This window comes from Embleya sp. NPDC127516 (assembly GCF_044765325.1).
In the GTDB taxonomy this organism is placed as follows: Bacteria; Actinomycetota; Actinomycetes; order Streptomycetales; family Streptomycetaceae; genus Embleya.
In genome coordinates, this window is record NZ_JBIWJT010000049.1 from 21,166 (window position 1) to 38,741 (window position 17,576).

At 73.6% G+C, this 17,576-nt stretch carries 16 protein-coding genes; 5 read left to right on the top strand and 11 right to left on the bottom strand.

Going from position 1 to position 17,576, the window contains the following annotated elements; all coding sequences use genetic code 11:
* Window positions 1-91: 91 nt before the first annotated feature.
* From ACIRL2_RS47865 to ACIRL2_RS47900, 8 genes are all read right to left on the bottom strand, one after another.
* A complete protein-coding gene (locus ACIRL2_RS47865) occupies window positions 92-907 on the bottom strand; it encodes a ferredoxin reductase (RefSeq protein ID WP_395873850.1) in 816 nt (271 codons plus the stop codon).
* Window positions 900-1,514 (bottom strand): sulfite oxidase-like oxidoreductase, encoded by a 615-nt coding sequence (locus ACIRL2_RS47870; RefSeq protein ID WP_395873849.1) that lies wholly within the window; start codon window positions 1,512-1,514, stop codon window positions 900-902. Before ACIRL2_RS47870 ends, ACIRL2_RS47865 begins: the two co-directional genes overlap by 8 nt.
* Complete coding sequence (locus ACIRL2_RS47875) at window positions 1,511-2,884, bottom strand: amidohydrolase family protein (protein WP_402241532.1); 1,374 nt, start codon at window positions 2,882-2,884, stop codon at window positions 1,511-1,513. The genes ACIRL2_RS47870 and ACIRL2_RS47875 overlap by 4 nt, the downstream gene beginning before the upstream one ends.
* Window positions 2,881-3,669, bottom strand: coding sequence for a nucleoside phosphorylase (locus ACIRL2_RS47880; RefSeq protein WP_402241535.1), 789 nt, complete (start codon window positions 3,667-3,669; stop codon window positions 2,881-2,883). Before ACIRL2_RS47880 ends, ACIRL2_RS47875 begins: the two co-directional genes overlap by 4 nt.
* A complete protein-coding gene (locus ACIRL2_RS47885; RefSeq protein WP_395873845.1) occupies window positions 3,666-4,634 on the bottom strand; it encodes an ABC transporter permease in 969 nt (322 codons plus the stop codon). The genes ACIRL2_RS47880 and ACIRL2_RS47885 overlap by 4 nt, the downstream gene beginning before the upstream one ends.
* A gap of 2 nt (window positions 4,635-4,636) precedes the next feature.
* The gene (locus tag ACIRL2_RS47890) at window positions 4,637-5,869 is read right to left on the bottom strand and encodes an ABC transporter permease (RefSeq protein WP_395873844.1); all 1,233 of its coding nucleotides are present in this window, start codon (window positions 5,867-5,869) and stop codon (window positions 4,637-4,639) included.
* Between the two features lie 13 nt (window positions 5,870-5,882).
* The gene (locus tag ACIRL2_RS47895; protein WP_402241539.1) at window positions 5,883-7,532 is read right to left on the bottom strand and encodes an ABC transporter ATP-binding protein; all 1,650 of its coding nucleotides are present in this window, start codon (window positions 7,530-7,532) and stop codon (window positions 5,883-5,885) included.
* Window positions 7,533-7,641: 109 nt separating this feature from the next.
* Window positions 7,642-8,712 (bottom strand): BMP family ABC transporter substrate-binding protein, encoded by a 1,071-nt coding sequence (locus ACIRL2_RS47900; RefSeq protein WP_402241541.1) that lies wholly within the window; start codon window positions 8,710-8,712, stop codon window positions 7,642-7,644.
* A gap of 657 nt (window positions 8,713-9,369) precedes the next feature.
* Between ACIRL2_RS47900 and mtnA the strand changes: the two genes are divergently transcribed.
* The gene (mtnA, locus tag ACIRL2_RS47905; RefSeq protein WP_402241544.1) at window positions 9,370-10,365 is read left to right on the top strand and encodes an S-methyl-5-thioribose-1-phosphate isomerase; all 996 of its coding nucleotides are present in this window, start codon (window positions 9,370-9,372) and stop codon (window positions 10,363-10,365) included.
* Window positions 10,366-10,472: 107 nt separating this feature from the next.
* Here mtnA and mtnB read toward each other — a convergent pair whose 3' ends face one another.
* Complete coding sequence (mtnB, locus tag ACIRL2_RS47910) at window positions 10,473-11,120, bottom strand: methylthioribulose 1-phosphate dehydratase (protein WP_402241547.1); 648 nt, start codon at window positions 11,118-11,120, stop codon at window positions 10,473-10,475.
* Between the two features lie 179 nt (window positions 11,121-11,299).
* Window positions 11,300-12,265 carry a LysR family transcriptional regulator gene (locus tag ACIRL2_RS47915; RefSeq protein WP_395873839.1) on the bottom strand — a complete coding sequence of 322 codons (966 nt, stop codon included), beginning with the start codon at window positions 12,263-12,265 and terminating at the stop codon, window positions 11,300-11,302.
* Between the two features lie 229 nt (window positions 12,266-12,494).
* Here ACIRL2_RS47915 and snpA point away from each other — a divergent pair, with 229 nt between their 5' ends.
* The 3 genes from snpA to ACIRL2_RS47930 all read left to right on the top strand — a co-directional run bounded on the left by snpA (window position 12,495) and on the right by ACIRL2_RS47930 (window position 15,196).
* A complete protein-coding gene (gene snpA / locus ACIRL2_RS47920) occupies window positions 12,495-13,166 on the top strand; it encodes a snapalysin (protein ID WP_402241550.1) in 672 nt (223 codons plus the stop codon).
* A gap of 1,011 nt (window positions 13,167-14,177) precedes the next feature.
* Complete coding sequence (locus tag ACIRL2_RS47925; protein ID WP_395873837.1) at window positions 14,178-14,594, top strand: NTP pyrophosphohydrolase; 417 nt, start codon at window positions 14,178-14,180, stop codon at window positions 14,592-14,594.
* Window positions 14,595-14,740: 146 nt separating this feature from the next.
* Window positions 14,741-15,196: a hypothetical protein gene (locus ACIRL2_RS47930; RefSeq protein ID WP_402241553.1), complete on the top strand. Its 456-nt coding sequence runs from the start codon at window positions 14,741-14,743 to the stop codon at window positions 15,194-15,196.
* Window positions 15,197-15,234: 38 nt separating this feature from the next.
* Here the strand turns inward: ACIRL2_RS47930 and ACIRL2_RS47935 are convergent, their stop codons facing one another.
* Complete coding sequence (locus tag ACIRL2_RS47935; RefSeq protein WP_402241556.1) at window positions 15,235-16,194, bottom strand: hypothetical protein; 960 nt, start codon at window positions 16,192-16,194, stop codon at window positions 15,235-15,237.
* 619 nt (window positions 16,195-16,813) lie between these two features.
* Between ACIRL2_RS47935 and thpR the strand changes: the two genes are divergently transcribed.
* Window positions 16,814-17,401, top strand: a complete 588-nt coding sequence (thpR, locus tag ACIRL2_RS47940) for an RNA 2',3'-cyclic phosphodiesterase (protein ID WP_395873834.1) — start codon at window positions 16,814-16,816, stop codon at window positions 17,399-17,401.
* Window positions 17,402-17,576: the final 175 nt, after the last annotated feature.

The window sequence follows — 17,576 nt, forward strand, 5'->3', positions numbered from 1 at the left end:
GCGTGAGCCGGCGACGAATCGCGCCCGGTGGCCAACGCGCCCGATAGCCGAACGCGGCCGGTGGTACGGCGGTTCGTACCACCGGCCGCGCTCAGCCGAAGCGCTCAACCCGAATGCGAGTGGTCGGCACCCCCGCCGAGGTGAGCAACCGGCCCGCGTGCTCGGCGAAGCCGGTCGAGCCGCACACGAACACCTCGTAGCGCTCGTCCGCGAGCACCGCCGCCACGTGCGGCGCGAGCGTCTCCGCGCGCAGCCGGCCCACCGGATGCGGATACCCGCTCGGTGCCGCGCGACTGTACAGCACGGTGTGCTCCTCGCCCGGCAGCGCGGCCAACTCGCGTGCGTACAAAAGGTCTTCCGGGGTGCGCGCACAGGCCACCAGGCGCAGTGGCACGGCGAGCCCGCGCCGCCGGCGGTGGCGGACCATGGCCATCAGCGGGACCAGGCCGGAACCGCCGGCCACGAGCAGCGCCGGTCGATCGCCCGCCCACGCGAAGAATCCGCCGAGCGGGCCGCGTACCTCCAGCAGGTCCCCGGGCCGGGCCACATCGTGCACGAAGCCGGACACCTCACCGCCCGGCATGCGGTCGACGGTGAACTCGATGTGCCCGGCGTCGTCCGGCGCCGAGCCGACCGAGTAGTGCCGCTGCGCGGTGTACCCGTCGGCGGCGGTGAGCCGCAACATGTAGTGCTGGCCCGCGACATGCGCGTTCCACACCGGCAGCGCGAGTCGTACGGTGACCGCGTTGGGGGTCTCGCGGCGCACCTCGACCACCCTCGCGGCCTGCCAGTCCACCTTCCCGCGCAGACTCGGCGCGGCCCGACCGGGCGCGGCGAAGGCCGGAATCGGCGGCGCGCCGGGCCCGTTCGCCCCGCCCGCCTCGGTCACCGCGGTCGCCTCAGTCACCCGAGTACCTTTCCTCCGCCCACGGGTCGCCGCGGTGGTGATAGCCGTTGACCTCCCAGAAGCCCGGCTCGTCGTGGTCGAGCAGACGCAGGCCCGCGATCCACTTGACGCTCTTCCAGAAGTACAGGTGCGGCACCAGCAGCCGGGCCGGCCCGCCGTGTGCCGGGGTCAGCGGGGCGCCCTCGAAGTCGAACGCGATCCAGGCCCGGCCGCCGGTCAGGTCGGCGAGCGTGAGGTTGGTGGTGTAGCCCGTGTGCGAGTAGGCCACCGCGTGGGTGGCCGTGGCCAGGGGGTCGGCCTCGGCCAGGAACGTGTCCAGCGAGACGCCGGTGAAGTCGGTGCTCAGCTTGGACCAGGACGTGACGCAGTGGATCGGCCCGTCGTAGCTCTCGCGGGGCAGCGCGCGGGCCTGCTCCCAACTCCACGCGCGCGGCCGCTCGACCAGTCCGTCGATCCGGAACGACCAGTCGGCCGGCGCCAGTTCGGGGGTGACCTCGGCGGAGAGCACGGGGAAGTCGTGGCGCGCGTCGTACTGACCCGGTGGCAGCCTGGGGTCGCGTTCGGCGGCGGTGTGCCGGCCGACGAAGCCGCGCGTGGTGGAACTCATGGCGCGACCTCCGATGCTCGCGTCGGTGTGGTGTCGTTCATCTCGGGATCCCGATTCGGTCGACCGGACGGGTTCGGCAGCGTGGCGGCGAGCGCGTTCAGCTCCTCGATCGCCGCGCCCTCGTCGATCGTAAGCAGTCGACGATCGCGCATGACGATCCGGCCGTCGATCACGGTGTCCCGTACGTCGGCGGGCCCGGCCGCGTAGGCGAGCATCGACCACGGGTCGTGTCGGGGCGTCAGGTGCGGCCGGTTCAGGTCCAGGACGACCAGGTCGGCCGCCTTGCCGACCTCGATCGACCCGGTCAGCGCGCCGATCCCGATCGCCCGCGCGCCGTCGACGGTGGCCATCCGCACCGAGGCGCGCGCCCCGATCAGGGTCGGGTCGGGCGCCGCGCCGGGGGTGACCCGGTGCAGCGTCGCGGCGGCGCGGATCGGGCCGAACAGGTCGAGCGCGTTGGCGCTGACCGCGCCGTCGGTGCCCAGGCCCACCGGCACGCCGGCGGCCAGCAGTTCGGGCAGCGGGGCCACCCCGGAGGCGAGCTTGAGATTGGACACCGGGCAGTGCGCGACGCCCGCGCCGGACGCCGCGATCAGCGCGATCTCCTCGCCGGTGAGGCAGACCGCGTGCGCCAGCAGGGTGCCCGGGCGGAGCAGCCCGAGGTCGTGCAGGAGCTCCACCGGGCGGCGGCCGTACCGGGCGCGCACGTTCGCCACCTCGACCGCGTTCTCGGCGGCGTGGATGTGCAGCAGCGCGTCGTGCTCCCGGGCCAGTTCGGCCACCGCGAGCAACTGCTCCGGGGCCAGCGTGTACGCGCTGTGCGGGGTCACGCAGCGGGTGGTCGAGCGGCCCAGCAACGCGGGCGCGAGCCGCAGGCGCGCGGCGAAGTCGAGACCGTCCGGCGGTCCGGGCACGTCCATGAACGTCGGCCCGGTGACCAGCCGAAAGCCCGCCTCGGCCGCGGCCGCGAGCCCCGCCTCGGGGAACCAGTACATGTCCATCGCGGTGGTCACCCCCGCCCGGATCGACTCGGCCAGCGCCAGCCGGACCGCGACCCGCACCACCTCGGCGGTCAGCACCGCGCTCTCGGCGGCCACCAACCGCTCCAGGAACACCTGGAGGTCGACGTCGTCGGCCCGGCCCCGGAACAGGGTCATCGCCGAGTGCGCGTGCGCGTTGACCATCCCGGGCAACACCAGACAGCCGCGCGCGTCCAGGGTCGGCGCGGCGCGATACCGGGCGCCCAGCTCGCCCGCGGTGCCCACCGCGAAGATCCGGCCGCCCTCGATCGCCACCGCGCCGTCGGGTATGTACGTGTCGGCGGCGTCGGCGGTGAGCACCGCGCCGCCGGTGACGAGCAGGTCGCTCACGCCCGGTCCGCCGCCTCGCCCGCCTCGTCCAGGGCCAGTCGGTACAGCGCGTCCAGCGCCACCACGACGCCGCGCTCGACGCCCTCGGCGACCACCCGGCGGTGCGGATCGTAGGTCGAGCTGCCGGACTCGTCGACCAGGTCGTCGGCCGCGATGCCGTCCACGACCAGCACGCCGCCGGCCCGGTGCCCGCCCAGCGCGGCGAACACGAGCAGCGCGGACAGTTCCATCTCGATGGCCAGCACGCCGGCCGCCTGGTACGGCTTCATCGGCAGTTCGAGCACCCCCGGCATGAACGCCGCCCGGGTCCACACGACGCCTCGGTGGTGCGGCGCGCCGTGCTCGCGGGCCGCACCGTGCAGCGCGAGCACCACCTCGGGGGTGGAGAAGGCCGGGAACTCGGCCGGCACCAACTGCTGGGTCACGCCGTCGTCGCGGACCGCGCCGGTGGCCACCACCAGGTCGCCGTCGCCCACACCGCGCGCCATCGCGCCCGCCGTGCCGAGCCGGATGAAGGTGCGTACGCCGGCCTCGGCCAGCTCGCCGAACAGGCACACCGCGCCGGGACCGCCCACGCCGTGCGAGGACACCACGACCGGTACGCCGCGCCAGCTGCCCGCGTAGCTGACGTACTCGCGGTTGGCGCCGATCTGTCGCGCGTCGTCCAGTCGCTCGGCGACCAGTGCGGCGCGGGCGGGGTCGCCGACGACCAGCGCGTGGGCGGGCAGGCCGCTGCTGGGGATCTTGGTGATCGGCAGTACGGCCGGACGAGTGGTGCTGCTCATGTGGACGGCTCCGAGGTGGTGCGGGCGAGGCGGCGGGGACGGGGGATGCGGCCGGTGAGCCGGCCGGGCGGTGCGGTGCCGCGCCTGGCGCGCGAGCGGGTGGCCAGGAACAGCGCGACCAGCGTCATCACGTACGGCGCGGCGTCGGCGGCCTGCTGCGGCATGCCCTCGCCCTGGAGCCGGAAACCGACCGCCTCGACCAGGCCGAACAGGATGCCGGCGAGCAGCACGCCGACCGGGAGCGCACGACCGAGCATCACCGCGACCACCGCGATCCAGCCGCGGCCGGCGGTCATGTTCTCGGAGAACAGGGTCACGTTGCCCAGCGCGAGCTGCGCGCCGGCGAGTCCGCACAACGCGCCCGAGGTCAGGATCGCCGCGTAGCGGTAGCGCGCGACGCTGACGCCCAGCGACTGGGCGGCCTCCGGCGCCTCGCCGACGCCGCGCAGCCGTACGCCCCACGGGTGTCGGGACAGCAGTACGGCGATCACCACGACCGCGACCCAGGACAGGTACACCAGGGGCGAGTGGCCGGACAGCGCGCGGCCCAGGAAGGGCACCGACTCCAGTCCGGGGATGTCCACCGGTTGCAGGCCCTTGAGGTCGGGGTCGCCGAAGGTGCCCTGCTTGCCGAAGATCGTGCGCAGCAGGAACCCGGTCAGGCCGACGGCGAGCAGGTTCAGCGCGATGCACAACACGACCGCGTCCGCGCCCAGGGTGACCGCGCCGATCGCGAGCAGCAGCGAGAAGACCATCGCGGCAAGCACCGCCGAGATCACGCCGACCCACACGCTGCCGCCGAACCAGCTACCGGTGACGGCCGCGAAGCAGCCGATCAGCATGGTGCCTTCCAGGGACACGTTGAACACGCCGGCGCGCTCGCACAGCGCGCCGCCGAGGGCGGCGAACAGGATCGGGGTGAGCGCGCGCAGTGCGGAGAAGATCAGTTCCGCGTCGAAGGACATGGTCAGTTACCTCCGTCGCCGCGCGCGGGAGCGAGCGGCCCGGCGACGCCGGTCTCGAGTACGCCGGTGTCGACCAGGCCGGTCTTGGCATCGGGTGGTGGTGGATGGGCCTCGGCCTCGGGTCCTCGGCCGAGCCGGCGCAACCAACCGCCCTTGCGGAAGACGCCGCCGCGCACCGCGAGGAACAGGATCACCACGGCCTGGAGCACGGCGGTGAGCTGCTGCGGCACCGCGGTCTCCTGCTCCATGCCGAAGCCGCCGATGGTCAGCGCGGCGAAGAAGAAGCCGGCGGCCACCGTGCCCAGCGGGGACGCGGCGGCGAGCAGCGCGGCGAGCAGGCCGGTCCAGGTGTAGCCCGGGGTGATCAGCGCGCCGTCGACCAGGCGGTACGGGAAGCCGAGCACGGCGATCGCGCCGACCAGCCCGGCCAGCGACCCGGAGGCGAACATCAGCCGCAGGGTCAGCCGGGACCGGTCCACCCCGGCGTAGCCGGCGAAGCGCGCGCCCAGGCCGGTCATCCGCACCTCGTAGCCGGCGGCGGTGCGGTGGTCGACCACGAAGTAGACCACCGCGGCCAGCACGATCAGCACGATGCCGACGCTGACCCCGGTGCCCGCGCCGGACCCGGCGGCGAACTCGGGCAGCTTGACGCCCTCCGGCAGCCGGTCGGTCTGCGGGATGCCGGAGCCCTTCTGGAGCAGCGGGAAGCGCACCATGTAGGACACGAACGACATCGCCGGGTAGCTCAGCAGCAGGCTGGAGACCAGCAGCGGCACGCCGCACCTGGTCTCCAGGACGGCGGCGAGCGCGGCCCACAGACCGCCCGCGAGCACGCCCGCGAGCAGCGCCAGGATCACGGTGATCACGTCGGGGAAGGGCGAGTACAGGCCGACCGAGGCGGCGGCCAGGCCACCCAGCACGAGTTGGCCGTCGCCGCCGAGATTGACCAGGCCCGCGCGCAGCGGGATGGCCAGCGCCAGCGCCATGCCGACGATGGGGATGCACTCGCCGAGCGTGTCGCCGATTCCCTCGGAGCCGAACGCCCCGGTGAGCACCGAGCCGTACGCGGTCAGCGGGTCGGCGCCGGTGCCGGCCAGGATGATCGCGCCCAGGATCAGCGCGGCCACGATGGACACGGTGACCGGGGAGAACACCACGCCACGCACGCGCAGCGCCAGGTGCGCGAGTGGACCGGATGGGTGCTCGGTGGCCGTACCGGCCTTGCTGGCAGTCATATCTGATAACCCGTCAGGCCTGGTGGGCGGTGGTCGGTGCGGTGGCCTGCCGGCCGTCGGCGTCGCCGTCGGCGTCGCTGTCGACATCGGCGTGCGTCGCGGCGTCGGCGGTGGCGCGGGTGGTGGCGCCGCCGGCCATGGCCATGCCGATCGTGTGCACGTCGGCCTCGGCACGCGGCAGTTCGGCGACGATCCGGCCCTCGTACATGACCAGGATGCGATCCGAGAGCGCGAGGATCTCGCTCAATTCGGCGGAGACCAGCAGGATGCCGTGACCGGCGTCGCGATACTCGATCAACCGCGCGTGGATGTTCTCGATCGAGCCGATGTCCACGCCGCGGGTGGGCTGCTCGACCAGGAGCAGCGGCGCGTCGTGGGTGATCTCCCGGCCGAGGATGGCCTTTTGCTGGTTGCCGCCGGACAGCGTGCCGATGGTGACGGCGGAGGACGCGGCCTTGACCCCGAAGCGCTCGATCACGCGCGCGGCGTGCTCGCGGATCGCCGTGCGCCGCAGGAAGCCGCCGCGGCCGGCCAGCGGCGGGCTGCGGTGGAAGCCCATCGCGAGGTTGTCGGCCAGCGAGGCGTCGCGCGCGGCGCCGACCGTGGCCCGGTCCTCGGGTACGTAGGCCAGGCCCGCTCGGCGCCGGTGTTGCACCGAGGAGTCCTTGACGTCGTGGCCGGCCACGAGCACCCGGCCCGCGCTGCTCGGGCGCAACCCGGCCAGTGCCTCGACCAGTTCGCTCTGTCCGTTGCCGGCCACGCCCGCGACGCCGACGATCTCGCCCGCGCGCACGGTCAGCGACACGTCCTCGACCAGCGGCTTGGCGCCGCGGCCGGCGGAGACGGTCAGGCCCTGTACGTCGAGCACCTCGGCGGCGGGGGCGCCCGCCGGGTGGGTGCGGTCCAGGTCGATCCGGCGGCCGGTCATCGCCAGCGCGATCTCGGCCGGGGTGGTCTCGGCGGTGGCGAGCCGGGCGGTGACCCGGCCGTCGCGCAGCACGGTGACCCGGTCGCTGACCGCCATCACCTCGCCCAGCTTGTGGGTGACCAGCAGGATGGTGCGCCCGGAGCGGGCCAGTCCGCGGATCACCTCGAGCAGCCGGTCCGCCTCGGCCGGGGTCAGCACGGCGGTGGGTTCGTCCAGGATCAGCACCCGCGCGTCGCGGTAGAGCAGCTTGAGGATCTCCACCCGCTGCTGGACGCCGACCGGCAGGTCCGCGACGCGCGCGTCCGGTGGGACGTGCAGGCCGTGCGTCTCGACCAGCGCGGCGACCCGGGCGCGCGCCGCGGCGCGGTCGACCAGGGCGCGCCGGGTGGGCTCGCTGCCGTAGACCACGTTCTCCGTGACGGTCAGCGAGGGGAACAGCTTGAAGCCCTGGTGGACCATGCCCAGTCCGGCCGCGATGGCCTGCACGGGCGAGCCGAACGAGTGCTCGGTGCCGCGCAACAGGATGTGGCCGGCGTCCGGTCGTTGCAGGCCGTACAGGATCGACATCAGGGTCGACTTGCCCGCGCCGTTCTCGCCCATGACCGCGTGGATCTCGCCGCGCTCGACCCGCAGGTCGACCCGGTCGTTGGCCAGCACGCCCGGAAAACGCCGGACGATGCCGCGCATCTCGACCTCGGCGATGGCACCGGGGGCGGCGGCGTGCTGATCGTTCATCGGGCGAATCTCCGGGGGGAAGGGGGCGAGGCCGGGCGGGGTGGTCGCCGGTGTCGGGTCGGTGGACCCGACACCGGCGAACCGCGGGCAGTCCGCGACTGCTCGGCGACTACTTGGCGGCGGCCGGGTCGGCCACGGTGATCGTGCCCGCGACGATCTGGTCACGCAGGCCCAGCACGGTCTTGAGCACGTCCGGGTGCTGGGCGATCAGGCACTGCGAGGTCTCCAGGCCGGGCTCCATGCCGGTGAGCGTGATGCCGCCCTCCTTGAGGCCGTACGAGGTGACGCCGCCGGGCTTGCCGCCGACGATCTGCTCGACGCCCTGGGCGACCGCGATGTCGGTGTGCTTGATCACGTTGTCCACGACCGTGCCCGGCGCCGCGGAGCACTGGTTGACGTCGACGCCGTACGCCTGGACGCCGGCCGCCTTGGCCGCGTTGAACACGCCCAGGTTGCCCGCGGCGGAGGCGGCGCCCATGATCTGGTCGACGTCCTTGGCCTTGAGCGACGCGGTCTGCTCGCTGGCCCGGGCCGGGTCGTTGAACGGCTTCTGGCCGCCGACGAACAACTGGGTGAAGGCGCTCGCCGGGTTGGTCTGCTTGGCGCCCGCGCCGAACGGGTCGGAGAAGCGACGGATCTGCGGGCTGTCCAGCGCGACCACCGCGCCGACCTTGCCGCTCTTGGTCAACAGGCCCGCCTCGGCGCCCGCGAGGAAGGTGCCCTCGTGCTCGCGGAAGGTCGCGCAGGTGATGTTCGGGTACGGCTTGGTGGTGCACGAGTCGACGAACAGGAACTGCTGCTTCGGGTTGGCCTCGGCCTGCTGGGCCAGCACGTCGGCGAACTCGAAGCCGACGGCGACCACGACGGCGGGCTTCTGGCGGACCGCGGCCTCGACGTTCTGCTGGATCGCGCTGGTGTCCTTGCTCTCCAGCACGGTCGCGCTGCCGCCGGCCTTGCGGGCCGCGTTCTGCGCGCCGGTGGCGGCGAGCTTGAGGAAGTCGTTGACGCCGATCGGTTCGGGCGTCACCAACACGATGTTCTTCGCCGAGTCGCCGCCCGTGCCGCCGGCGGCCGGGGACTTGTCCTTGTCGGCGGAGGCGTTGCACGCGGTGGCGGCCAGCGCGGTGCCGACGACGACGGCGGCCACGGTCAGGCGGTGGCGGGAGGTGATGCGGTACATGAGCGTCCTTGGGAGGAGTGTCGACCCCGGCGGGGCGGTGCGGAATCGGCGGTTCGGGGACGGGAACCTCGCGGTCCCGCGGGCTCGGCGCCGGACGGCGCCGCGGCTTCGGGGTGGCGACGGGTTCGCGTGTCTCGATCGGCGTTCGGGCGATCGATCGGCGGGCGATCGATCAGTACAGGCGCCGACAACAGCGGCCGGTGCGGCGGACACAGACGCCGCGTACACCGCGCTTGTCGAGCGGAAGCGGCGGACGGTCCCACGCCATGGAGCGGCCGCGGCACTCGATACGTACGTCATGACGCCGCGTTTCGGCCACAGCCTGCTCCCTTCCGATCGCACCAGTCCGGGTCTCGATGTGATCATCACATCCGACTGGTTTCGGGGGAGGTTAGCACCCTCACCAGGCACTTCTCGCTCTTGTTCAGAATGTGGACAGATTGTCCACGATGTGAACATTGGGTGACCGGATCGACACGCGGTCGTCCCGGATGCCGGGCGGGAGTCGGGGCCGAGCCGGCCCGCCACGTAGCATCCGTAGTGCCGAGGCACGCGCTCGCTCCCACGCGCGGCGCGCCGGCGGGCCGGTGCCCTCGCCCGCCCGCGTGGCCGCCGCCCGCGCCCGGCGCTCGATCACCCGCCCGGAAAGGACCCCTGATGGCCTCCGAGATACGCTCGCTCGCCTGGCACGGCACCGGCCTGCGCCTGCTCGACCAGACCGCGTTGCCGCAGCGGATCGTGCACCTGGACATCACCGATGTGGACGCGCTGATCGACGCGATCCGCCGGCTCGCGGTGCGCGGCGCGCCGGCACTGGGCGCGGCCGGCGCGTTCGGCGTCGCGGTGGCCATGCGGCAGGCCGAGCGCGAGGGCTGGGACGCGGACCGACTGGTCGCCGAGATCGCCCGGATCCGGGACGCCCGGCCCACCGCGGTCAACCTGGCCGGCGGCGTGGACCGGGTGTTGCCGTTCGCGGCCAAGGGCGTGGACGCGGTGCTCGCCGAGGCCGAGGCGGTGGTCCGCGAGGACGTCGAGGCCAACCACGCGATCGGCCGGCACGGCGCGGACTGGATCCTGTCCCGGGTCGAGCGGCGGCCGTTGCGCGTACTGACCCACTGCAACACCGGCTCGCTGGCCACCGCCGGATGGGGGACCGCGCTGGGGATCATCCGCGAACTGCACGCGCGCGGCGTCCTGGAGCTGGTCTATGTCGACGAGACGCGCCCGCTGCTCCAGGGATCGCGGTTGACCGCCTGGGAGTTGGACCAGGAGGGCATCGCGCACCTGGTCCAACCGGACGGCGCGGCAGCGAGCACCATCCTGCGCGGCCTGGCGGACGTCGCGGTGATCGGCGCGGACCGGATCGCCGCCAATGGCGACACCGCGAACAAGATCGGCTCGGTCGGCGTCGCGCTGGCCTGCGCCGACGCGGGCATCCCGTTCGTGGTCGCGGCGCCGCTGACCACGTTCGACGACGCGACCGCGCACGGCGACGAGATCACCATCGAGGAGCGCCCCGAGTCCGAGGTGCTGGAGGTGGCCGGCGTCCGGGTCGCCCCGGCCGGCTCGCGTGCGTTCAACCCGGCCTTCGACGTCACTCCGGCTCGACTGATCAGCGCGATCGTCAACGAGACGGGCGTACGCGAGTACTGAGCCGCGGCACGCGGGCGGGGCCACGAGCGGATCGTGGTCCCGGCCCCGCGCGCTTTTCGTCGTGTGGGCCTGTGGGCCTACCGGTCTGTGGGTGTCGCGGGTCGGGCTCAGCCCTCGGCGATGCGGTAGTCGAGGAGCCATTCGACGATCTCGACGTGGTGCCGGGCCTGGATCGGGTCCGCGCCCCAGACGTACATCCCGTGCGAGGCGACCACGACGGCCGGCACACCCGGGATCAGCGCGGCCTCGAGCCGGTCGCCGAGTTCGGTCATGTCCTGGCTGTTGGCGATCACCGGGATGGTGACCGTCTCGTCGTGCGCGGAGCGGCCGATGCCCTTGAGCATCTCCAGGTCGCGCAACTCGATCCCGGCCGGCCAGCGCCGACCCGCGCGCACGGCGGACACGGCGTGCACGTGGAAGACCGCGTTCGCGCCGGTCAACGCGACCACCCGGGCGTGCAGCCCGGCCTCGGCGGACGGCCGACGCGGCGGCGTGCTCGCCTCCTCCGGGACCGGTACGCCTGCCGCGTCCACCACGACCAGGTCCTCCGGCGTCAACTCGCCCTTGTCCAGGCCCGAAGCGGTGACCGCGAGCCGCAGCGGGTCGCGCGAGAGCACCACGGACAGGTTCCCGGAGGTGCCGCGCATCCAGCCGAGCCCGGCGAAGCGCGCGGCCTCCCGCGCGAGGGTGGCGCCGGCGTCCGCGCGCACGGAGGCCGGGACCAAGGCGGAAGTGCCGGCGTCGGGGGTCGTCATGGGGGTTCCTCACTGTTCACGGTCCGGACGCACCGGCTCACAGTGTGGTCGAACCGGTAGTTCGGGCCATCATTTCACCCACGCCGCGGCGAACCCGGATCGGCACCGGCGCGAGTGGCCGTGTGCCGGCCGTGGGAGCGCCTCCGAGCCGGGCTCCGCCCGCGGTGCGGCGACCGGTCCTACGCGTCGTAGCGCAGGATCGGGCTGTCCTCGCGCAGCAGCCGTTGTCGATAGGCCACCGCGAGCCACGCGGCCTCGCGGTAGGCGGCCTCCAGCTCGTGATAGACGGTGTCGATCAGGGCCGGGGCGGGACCGTTCTCGGTGCGGAAGGCCAGGAACAGCCGCACCGCGAGCGGATCGCCGGCCAGCGGTCGCACCGCCATGTCCGGTCGGGGCCGCGACGTGGGCTGGCACGGGGTGACCACTTCGCCGATCGCGACCAGGGACGCCGCCGTGAGGTAGTCACCGTGCAGGATCCGGGGGTTGATGCCCGCGTCGGTCAACACCTCGCGCAGGCCCTCCCATTCGCCGTCCACACTCGGGTCCACCATCCACTGGTCGTCGGCCAGTTCGGCGAGCTTGACCTCGGACTCGGCGGCGGCCGGATGGTCCGGGGACATCGCGATGAACTGCGGTTCCCGCTCGACCAGAACGCGGCGTCGCACACCGTCCGGCACGCGCAGCGGGAAGCCCTCGACCTCGTGCACGAACGCGACGTCGAGCTGGCCGGCGGCGACCATCCCGAGCAGCGTGCTCGCGGACACGTCCACCCGCAAATAGGTGTCCGTGGTGGGCAGTCGCAGTCGCAACCGGCGCAACCAGTCGGCGATCACCCGGTTCGCGGTGCCGCCGATCCGCAGGTGTGGACCGGCGGTTCGGACCGCCTCGGCCTGGGTGTCGATGACCAGCGCGCTCATCTCGGCCATGATGGGTCGGGCCCGATGCAGCATCGTGAGCCCCAGTGGAGTGGGTCGGCTGCCGGTCCGGTCGCGGACGAACAACGGTGCGCCCAGAGCGTTTTCGATTCGTCTGAGCTGTGCGGTCAGGGACGGCTGGGTCATGCCGAGCAACCGGGCCGCGGCGTGCAGGCTGCCGGTGTCGCCGATGGCACACAGTGCGCGGAGGTGCCTCACCTCGAGCTCCATGATGCGGAGGATAGGACGCACCACCGAGGTCGTACCAGACACCTGTGCGCGCGGGATGGGCGGGGGAAGCGTGAATCTTGCGTAACACGATGCGTGAATGCGCGGTGACGGTGCGGGAACGGCTGGTGATACGACCGTGCTATCGCCGATTGTCATCATCCGGGCCGGACCGGGCTCCCGTGAGACTCGTTGCGCACCGAACAGGTCTTCGGCACCCAAGGAGCCCCCCATGTCCCCAGTGCGTCCCCGGAATCCCCGTAAGACCATCGTTACCGCCATGCTCGGCCTCGGCCTCGCCGCCGGACTGATCTCCGCGCCCGCCGCGGCGGCCGGCACCGACGGAGTCGCGGCCCCCCTCCGCGCCTCCGCGCACTACACCTCCGCCCAGGAGGACCAGGCGCAGAACCAGGCCTTCCTCGACGCGGTGATGAAGTCCGTGGCGGCCAAGCGTGCCGCGGCGCCGAACTCGGCGGCGGCGGTCACGGTCGTGTACAGCACCGCGAACGCCCCCAGCTTCCGCACCCAGATCGCCCGCTCCACGCAGATCTGGAACAGCTCGGTCACCAACGTCCGCCTCCAAGAGGGCAGCAACCCCGACTTCCGGTACTACGAGGGCAACGACTCGCGAGGTTCGTACGCGAGCACCGACGGCCACGGCAACGGCTACATCTTCCTCGACTACCGGCAGAACCAGCAGTACAACTCGACCCGGGTCACCGCCCACGAGACCGGACACGTGCTCGGCCTGCCGGACCACTACTCGGGTCCGTGCAGCGAACTGATGTCCGGCGGCGGCCCCGGCACGTCCTGCACCAACGCCAACCCGAACTCCGCGGAACGCGCGCGGGTGAACCAGCTCTGGCGCAACGGCCTCGTGGCGTTCTCCGCCGCGGCCTCCTGACCCGATCCGGCGACGCGCACCCGGACACTCCGGGCTCCCCTGCGCGTCACCTCGTCCCCTGATCCGGCACCCGACCACCGCCCCCCGCGGTGGCCGGGTGCCGTTCCATACCTGGGGCGTGGGTCCCTTCGTCCGGGCCCTCGGTGGCCCCCGACACCCGTGCCGTCCTCAAACGCCGGACGGGCTGGGGCGGTTCGGCCCTTTTGCGCCGGCCGCGGCGTACGGTGGCGGGCCTCGGTCGTGCGGACCCGTGGGATCGGTGGGCCTGTTGCGGCTCTGTCCTCAAACGCCGGACGGGCTGGGCGGTTCGGACGGGACGGATGGTTGTGCGGCCTTGGCTGCCGGTGGCGGGCCTTGGTCGTGCGGACCCGGTTGGGCCGGTGGGCCTGTTGCGGTTTTGTCCTCAAACGCCGGACGGGATGAGGGGGTGCCCGGCGGGCAGAGGACGTGAGTTTGGCCAACTTTGCTTGCAGCCGCACCTCGCCGCATGTGCGCCCTGATGCGCCGACGGGAACCACAGGCGGGAAAGCGACCTCCGCCGCACGCCCGCCACCACGCCGAGACGCCTCCCGCCCCGCCCCGCCTTGCCCCGTCCCGCGCTTCGCGCCCATCGCGCCGCGCCCCTCGCCGCCTCGCCCCGTCCCGCGCCGCTGCGCCGTCGCGCCGCCCTGCCGCGTCGCCAGCGCGCCGCGCTTCGCGCCCATCGCGCCGCGTCCCGCGCCGCTGCGCCGTCGCGCCGCCCTGCCGCGTCGCCAGCGCGCCGCGCTCCGCGCCCATCGCGCCGCGCCTCGCCCCGTCCCGTCCCGCGCCCTGCGCCGCCCCGCCGACCCGGGCCGCCCCGCCGCCCCGGCCCGTGCCGCGTTCCCGCCTCGTCCCGCCGCCGCGCCTCGCTGACCCGTACCGCGTTCTCGGCTCGTTGCTGCGTCTCGTGGTTCCGTCGCCGTGCTGCGTCGTTGTCGCTTGTTGTCGTGTCGGGGCTGTTTCGGGGGTGAGGGTGGGCAGGATGGGGGGATGGGTGCTGCGGTGGCGTTGGTGGTGGTGGACGGGGCGAATGTGGTGGGGGCCGTGCCGGATGGGTGGTGGCGGGATCGGCATGGGGCCACCGAGCGGTTGCGGGACGCGTTGGTGGGGATGGCGGCGGCGGGGTTGCCCGGTGGCGGCTCCGTGCCGGAGTGGGCGCGGCGGGGGCCGTTGGACGTGGTCCTGGTGGTCGAGGGCGCGGCCCGCGAAGTCGCGGAGGTGCCCGGTGTGCGGGTCGTGCGGGCCTCGGGCAGCGGTGACGACCGCATCGTCGAGTTCGTCGCGGCCGAGCACGCGAGAACGCCCGCGCGTCGTTGTCTCGTGGTGACCGCCGACCGCGGCCTGCGGGAGCGGGTGCGCGCGTTCGCCGCCGAGGTGACCGGTCCCCGGGCGGTGCGTCCGGGCTGATCGCGCCGCCGGGATTCGGGCTCGCCGCGAAGGGCGGATATCGTGAGGTACGGCGGCCCCGCCCACGCGGGTCCGACGTCCCGAGGTCCCGCCCGCGCCGCCGGCCGTACCCGACACCCGATCCGTGGGCAATCGCCGGAGGAAGCATGACCACCAACCGAGTCCGCAAGGGCGTGATCCGAGGCCGGATGGCCGCCTCCGGCGAGTCGTACGTCGTCGCCGCCCGGCGGATGACCGTCCCGCGCGGGTCCAAGGCCCCCGACGCCCGGACCGCCGCGGCGCTGGCCACCCGCTACTGGGAGCCCGCCGAGAGCCTCGACCTGCCCTGTCCGTGCGGCGGCACCTGCGCTCCCGGCGAGCGCTGCACCCGTTGCCACGCGACCTACCGGCATGCCGCCCGGATCCCCGGCAGCGACACCGATGTCGAACTCTGGCAGGACCGGTACGACTGCACCGGCTGCGCGAACACCTATTCCTTCACCGTGTCCCTCCCGGACCGACCCTGGGGCGCCGTGCAGACCGTGCCGCAGCGCGGCGGCCGGGAACCGATCGTCCGGATCAAGCCGTTCGAGGGCATCGGCCACCCGAACCTTCCCGCCTGACCGGGCCGTTGAGCCGGGCGTGGCCCGCCCCCTGGGGCTCAGGGCTTCTTTCGGTCCGGTACGAGTTCCAACCGGAAGCGCTGGTCGGCCGTGCCCGAGCAGCCGGCCTGTGCGGCCTCGGCCCCGGGTGAGATCTCGGCGGGGCCGCCGAGGATCCCCACGCACAGGCCGCTGTGCACCGGGCGGAGTCGAAAGAGCCCGGGTAGGAGCGGGTCGGCCGGTTCGATCAGAAAGCGCTCGTTGGCGGCACCCGTGCATACGCCGGGGCTGAGCAGCGCGCCGGGGGCCAGCAACGCGTCGTCCACGCGCAGGCAGCCGATGCCCTCCACCGGGTGGTGCCACTCGATCTGGTAGACGTCCGGGGCCAGCGCCTTGAGGTAGGTGTCCGGGACCAGACCCGCACACGGGCGTTGCACGGCCAACGGCCGGTCGGTGCGCCCGTTGCGCTCGAGCCCCTCACCCAGGCACAGCGACTCGTCGGCGATCTGGCCGGGCTTGACCAGGTAGTGCCCGTCGGCGAGGCGGGAAACATCCTTGTCGTCGGAGTAGTGGCGGATGGTGAGGATCGTGCCGATCGCGATCAGTACGAGGATCACGCCGATCAGGACCGGCACCGCACTGCGGTGACGCCACCACGGTTCCGGCGGCGGTTCGCCCGCCGACTCGGCGGCCGGCCCGGGCGGTTCGGCCACCCGGCGTTCGGGGACGCGTCCCGCCGCGAGATTCTCCCGGACCGCGAGCCAGCGCGCGGCGGCGTCGGCGTCCAGCCCGCAGGCGAACACCAGCGCCTCGACCAGGTCGGCCCTGGGCAACGTGCTGCGACCGAGCGCCGCGGCCACCGTGCTGGCGGGCAGTACATGCCCGGACGCCTCGGCCTTGGCCGCCAGTTGACGGTACGTCAGCGCCGACCACTCGCGCAGGGCACGTAACGCGGCCACGTACTCCGCCGCCGTGGTCGCGCTGTCCGGTTGTGGAGCGCTGTCGTCACGCCGTGTCACGCTTCTCCCGTTTCCTCGGACCGACACACACTCGCCGTAGCTGACGCGGCACCCATCGTGCCGGCAGTTCGACGGGGCGGGGAGTCCCAGAAAAGCGATAATCCGGACCCGAATCGATCGATTCCGGGGAGCGGCCGGCAGCCGGTCCGCGACGATCCTCGGATCGGCGTTCGGTCCGGACCCCTGTCCCGTTCCGTTCGAAACGTGTTCCGGTCGGCGCCGTGACCAGCCGGGACACGCGGTCGCCGTCCGGGACACGCGGAGCACCTTCCCGCCGGCCGCTCCGGGCCCGCAGTGTCGAACCCGTTCGCCGGGCCGGCCCGCCGGGTGAACGGGGGTGGCGGGCCGGAGAGGTGCGAGCGCCGGCGCGTCCGGGGCGCGCGTGATCGACGGTGGGTTCGTCGGATGTACGGGGAAGCGCGCGACCCGGGCGACAGGGCGGCGGGGCGACAGGGCGGCGGGGCGACAGGGCGGCGGGGCGGCGGGACCGTGGAGCGGCATCGGACGCGGTGCGTCGGGCCGCGGAACGCCGCGGGTGCGGGCGCGTAGCGGCGCAGTTTTCGGCCGCGTCGGTGGGCCGGCGCGCGGTGGTCGGCGGTGATGCGGTACGAAATCACCTGTGATCGACGACGCCCCGACGCCGCCCAGGACCGTACGACTGTTCGTGGCGCTCGCCCCGCCGGACGATGCCAAGGACGAACTGGCCCGGGCGCTGCGGCCGGTGCACGCCGCGCATCCGCGGCTGCGCTGGAACCGGATCGAGGACTGGCACATCACCCTCGTCTTCCTCGGCGAGGTGGCCCCGGACGTGGTCGAGGCCCTGCGCGCACCGCTGGCCGAGGTCGCCGCCTCGACCCGGCCGGTCGACCTGGAACTGCGCGGCGCCGGGCAGTTCGACGAGCGGGTCCTGTGGAGCGACGTGCGCGGGGACCTGGCGGCGCTGCACACCCTGGCCGACGCGGTTCGCGGCGTGGTCCGGGCGGGCGGCGTCGTGCCCGCGGACCGGCCGCTGCGCGCGCACCTGACCCTGGCCCGGGCCCGCCGGGACAACCCCGACGGCATCGGAGTCGCCGCCCGCGAACTGGAGGACTTCGTCGGCCGCCGCTGGTCCGCGCGCCGACTGCACCTGGTCGGCAGCAACTTCGGCCGGGGCCCGGGCCCGATCCACTACCGCGACGTGGACGCCTGGCCGCTGGCCGGCCGCTGAGGCCCAGCCGCCCGGCCGCCGCGCCCATCGCCTCGGCGGCCGATACCCGGGCACTCCCGGGAGTCGACGGTGCGCTCAGCCGCCCGCCTCGGTCGCCGCGCACGGGTCACTCCGGCTCCACCCCCGCCGGCACGGCCGCGACGCTGCGCGGTGCCCGACCGAACCCGAGGGACGA